A 4,977-nucleotide genomic window follows, 5' to 3' on the forward strand; every position below is an offset into this window, starting at 1 on the left:
GAAAATCAACATCATTAAAACCTTCGGGTAGCTGTGGTCGACGAGACATCTGTTCTAGATAATGCATGGTAATGATGCCTAAGCATAGTTGGCGGCAGCTTAAGGATTTAGAAAATGCGATTGGTATAACTGCTTTCCGGTGTATCCAGTAAAGCTTCCGGAGCATTACGATCCATCATCACCTTGCCGGCAATCATCCGCATATTACGACGGTCACATTCTTCAAACAAAGCATCGACTGACTCAGGATGAACACTGCAGAAAACCATGGCAGTCGTTGTACCGTTTTTCAGCAGTTCATTGACAAACAACCCAGCCATTTCGGTAGCGTAGCGCTTGTTGCCATACTTCTGTTCTGTTGGGAATACATAGGTATTCAGCCACTCCAGCAGCTGTTCACCATAGGCACCTATGATCTCCATTTGAGGATAGTGAATGTGTGTATCCACAAAACCGGGAACCACCAGCTTGCCACGGTAGTCGCAGATACGCAGCCCCTCTGGCAGCATATCGCGGCCATCTTCCCAACGGCCATGCCAGGCAACTTTTCCCTGGTCAATAATCAATAGTCCGTCACTGATGTAACGAAGGTTGTCCTCCAGATCGCGAGGATCACTCACAACCTTTTGGATATCCAGTAAAGCCCCCCTGACTGCCTTTACGGTATTGGAAAACATCATAATGGTCTGTTCCTGCTTATTTTTACTTCCGGGAGCAGCTCCCTTCCCCCGGAGCCTTCTCCCCCACCTTATTGCCTGTTCTTATTTCTCCGCCTGTTCCCTTTTGCTTCCATAAAACCTGTCTGAACAGGTTAATATTTCCTGGCTCCATCGACTGTACGGATGTAGTTAGCCCGTTCAAATGCTTCCGGATTCGCAACAGAACGCTGACTCATCAACCCGCGCATTTCATTCAGGTCTTCAAAATCCCGCTGTTTCAACCACACTTCCAGACCTTTCAACAGCACAGAAACATAGTCCGCACCATTACGGATCAGTGCTGAAGCCAGCATCACAGTATCCGCTCCACCCAGCAGATATTTGATAATATCTTCATGATCATAAGCACCGGATGTTGCCGCCAGAGAGGCATTGATCTTGCCGTGCAGTACACTGATCCAGCGAAGCGGTATACCGATTTCACCGGCTTTACTGATGGGCCAGTTGGGCTCCACCAGCATGTTGTTGAGATTAAAGTCAGGCTGCAGCATCCGGTTAAACATCACCAGTGCGTCAACACCAATCTCATCAAACTGCCTGGCCATGTTGCCAAAGGCACTGAAAAATGGGTCAATTTTCAGTGCAACAGGGATGGTGACACTATTTTTCACACGTCTTGCGACGTCCAGATAAACTTCCTCAACCTGGCGTCCGGTAATATCCAGTGAGGGCGGGTTGTAATAAATATGCAGCTCAATGCCGTCTGCCCCCGCCTGCTCAATCTGCCGGGCATAATCCACCCATCCACCTTCTGAGCAACCATTCAGGCTGGCAATCACAGGAATATCAACCGCTGCCTTGGCTTTATGGATGGTATCCAGATATGCCTGGGAACCACGCTCCAGGGTCAGGCCTGAAGGCAGAAAAGAGGTAGCCTCCGGAAACAGGTTATTTCTGGACAGGGCAATTCGCTCTTCTTCTTCCTGTTCCCGGCGAATCTGCTCTTCAAACAGGGAAGGCAGAACCACAGCAGCAATACCTGCCTTTTCCAGACGCTGAATGCTTTTCACTGTAGACGTCAGTGGACTGGCAGCCGCCATCAACGGATTTTTAAGGCTTAACCCCATATATTTGGTGGTCAAATCCATCATCTTTACTCCTCAATCACCACAAAAGCATCGGAATGCAGAACATTCTTCCTGCCCAGCTCTCCCACATGGGCAGGAGCCCTTTGCTTTTGTGGTCAATATTCTCTTAATGAACAGCCGACGCCTTCTCGGGGACAAAGTCCATGGCATTGTGTGTTGCCATTTCCTCATAGACGCCCCACTTCCGGTTGATCACCTTCTGGGCTTCTTCCAGAATCGCTCCCGCCTCATCCGGACAGGCGATATTCAATGCCCGATAGCGAACCTCACCTCGAATATAATCCGTTAAAGGTACATTGGGCCTGAGAGAATCCAGCTCAAATGGGTTCTCGTGGTGATCTGTGCGACCAGGATTGTATCGGAACAATGGCCAATGCCCGGAACGAACCGCCAGTCGCTGCTGCTCCATACCATGGGTCATGTTAATGCCATGGGCAATACAGTGAGAATAGGCGATCACCAGTGAAGGTCCTGGCCAGGCTTCTGCCTCACGCATGGCCTGCAGTGTCTGCTGTGGGCTGGCACCCATGGCAATCCGGGCCACATAAACATTGCCATAGGCAATGGCCTGAAGCGCGACATCTTTCTTGGCGGATCGTTTACCCGCAGCCGCAAATTTTGCAACGGCACCCATTGGGGTGGATTTTGACGCCTGACCGCCCGTATTGGAATAGACTTCGGTGTCCATTACCAGCACATTCACATTGCGGCCGCTGGCCAGCACATGATCAAGGCCGCCGGAACCAATGTCGTAAGCCCAGCCATCGCCACCAACGATCCAGACGACACGCTTCAACAAACGATCCAGAACCACCTTGAGGCTTTGTGCTGCAGGTGTTTCCACATCCGCCAGTTTTTCCCGAACCTGCTGCAGTCGCTCACGCTGCTTTTGTACATCTGTATCATTCAACTGAGGCGCATGAATGATGGAGTCTACAAGATCAGAACCCAGTTGATCACGGAATGGCTCCAACTCAAGCATGGCCTGTTCAGCCTGATGATCACTGGACAGCCGGAAACCAAAGCCAAACTCGGCATTATCTTCAAACAGGGAGTTCGCCCAGGCAGGCCCACGACCTTCGGCGTTCTTTGACCATGGGGTAGTTGGCAGGTTACCGCCATAAATGGAAGAGCAACCGGTAGCATTAGCCACCAGCAAGCGGTCACCAAACAACTGGGTCAGCAGTTTCAGGTATGGCGTTTCGCCACAACCACTGCAGGCACCGGAGAACTCGAACAGTGGCTCAAGGTACTGGATTCCCCGTACGGTTGAGAAATCTACCTGCCGGCGATCATTAATAGGTAACTGCTCAAAGAACGACAGGTTCTGTTTTTCCTGCTCCAGAACTGGTTCCTTGTCCATCATATTGATGGCACGGTAACCGCTCTTCTTGGGATTACGAACCGGGCACGCTTCCACACAGAGACCACAACCCGTGCAGTCCTCTGGATAGCACTGCAGGGTATAGCGGGTTTCCGGGAAACCACGGGCACTGATGGGTGCTGACTTAAAGTCCTCCGGTGCATCCGCCAGACTGGCCTCATTGTAGAATTTCGCACGAATAGCCGCATGAGGGCAGACCATGCTGCAGTTACCGCATTGGATACAGACTTCTTCATCCCAGACAGGAATCTGCAGCGCAATATTACGCTTTTCCCAACGGGTTGTGCCGCTTGGCCAGGTGCCATCTACTGGAATCTGGCTGACCGGGATCAGGTCACCCTGTCCACTTATCATGCGACTTGTGACTTCTTTAACGAAGTCAGGCGCTTCTTCAGAAACTACCGGATTCTCGACAATCTTTTCACCTGAAGAGCTCGCTTGCTCAAGCTGCTCAGGGATTTTCACGGAGTAGAGGTGTTCCAGAGTCTGATCCACCGCCCGGAAGTTCCGCTCAACCACATCAGCGCCCTTGCGTCGGTAGGTCTTCTCAATCGCCTGCTTGATACGGGCAATGGCCTCATCTCTGGGCAGAACACCGGACAAGGCAAAGAAGCAGGTCTGCATGATGGTATTGGTACGGTTGCCCATACCTGCCGATTTAGCCACAGCAGAACCATCAATCACGTGTAGCTTCAGCTTCTTCTGAATCAACTGCTCCTGCACACGTCGTGGCAGGTGGGCCCACACTTCATCGGGTCCAAAGGGACTGTTCAGCAGGAAGACACCGCCATCCTCGATATTGCCAAGAACATCGGTTTTCTCCAGGAAGTTGAACTGATGACAGGCAACAAAGCTGGCAGACTGAATCAGGTAAGGTGCTTCAATCGGCTGCTTACCAAATCTCAAGTGAGAGATGGTTTGAGAACCCGATTTTTTAGAGTCGTAAACAAAGTAAGCCTGGGCATTAAGCTGAGGGTCACTGCCGATGATCTTCACGGAGTTCTTATTGGCACCGACGGTACCATCGGCTCCCAGACCGAAGAACATCGCACGGACACTGTCCTGATCTTCGATAACAAAAGAAGCGTCATACTCCAGGCTGGAGCCCATCACATCGTCCTTAATGCCAACGGTAAAATGATTCTTCGGCTTTTCATTAGCCAGCTCATCATACACCGCCTTAACCATGGCGGGTGTGAACTCCTTGCTGGAAAGGCCGTAACGGCCACCAATGACCCGAGGCATTTTCTTCAACCGGTCATTCATATAGCCTTCGGACAGTACCGTCATCACGTCCTGGTAGAGAGGCTCCCCACTGGCTCCTGGCTCTTTAGTGCGGTCCAGCACCGCAATACTGGTTACCGATTCAGGCAGAATATGAAGGAATCGCTCTGCAGAGAATGGGCGATACAGGCGGACCTGAATCATTGCCACCTGATCATCTTCAGACAGCTCCCGGTTCATGGCTTCCATGGTCATCTTGACCGTTTCCGCACCAGAGCCCATGACAATAATCAGGCGTTTGGCATTCTTTGGCCCATACCAGCTGAAAGGCCGGTAATGACGACCGGTCAGGCCGGCAAAACGCCACATGCAGGCTTCAACAATATCCGGTGTTTTTTCATAAAAAGGATTGGCACTTTCCCGGGCCTGGAAGTAATACCAATTCCATTTTTAAATTATGAAATAACAGCCCATGAACGGGAGCATAGACTTTTCAATCGGCCAACTTCAGAAAGTAATTCATTCCATGCCTCACAGCATTTATTGATAATATCTTCATAGT

The 4,977-nt window shown here is 50.8% G+C and carries 2 protein-coding genes and 1 pseudogene; all 3 read right to left on the reverse strand.

Going from position 1 to position 4,977, the window contains the following annotated elements:
- Window positions 1-107: 107 nt before the first annotated feature.
- Complete coding sequence (locus AK963_RS25335; RefSeq protein WP_066018161.1) at window positions 108-680, reverse strand: amidohydrolase family protein; 573 nt, start codon at window positions 678-680, stop codon at window positions 108-110.
- A 131-nt stretch (window positions 681-811) separates the two neighbouring features.
- Complete coding sequence (locus AK963_RS25340; protein WP_083232887.1) at window positions 812-1,810, reverse strand: dihydroorotate dehydrogenase-like protein; 999 nt, start codon at window positions 1,808-1,810, stop codon at window positions 812-814.
- A gap of 103 nt (window positions 1,811-1,913) precedes the next feature.
- A pseudogene (gene nifJ / locus AK963_RS25345) lies at window positions 1,914-4,838 on the reverse strand (pyruvate:ferredoxin (flavodoxin) oxidoreductase); the annotation flags it as partial.
- Window positions 4,839-4,977 lie beyond the last annotated feature (139 nt).

It is taken from the genome of Endozoicomonas atrinae (genome assembly GCF_001647025.1).
Lineage (GTDB): Bacteria > Pseudomonadota > Gammaproteobacteria > Pseudomonadales > Endozoicomonadaceae > Endozoicomonas > Endozoicomonas atrinae.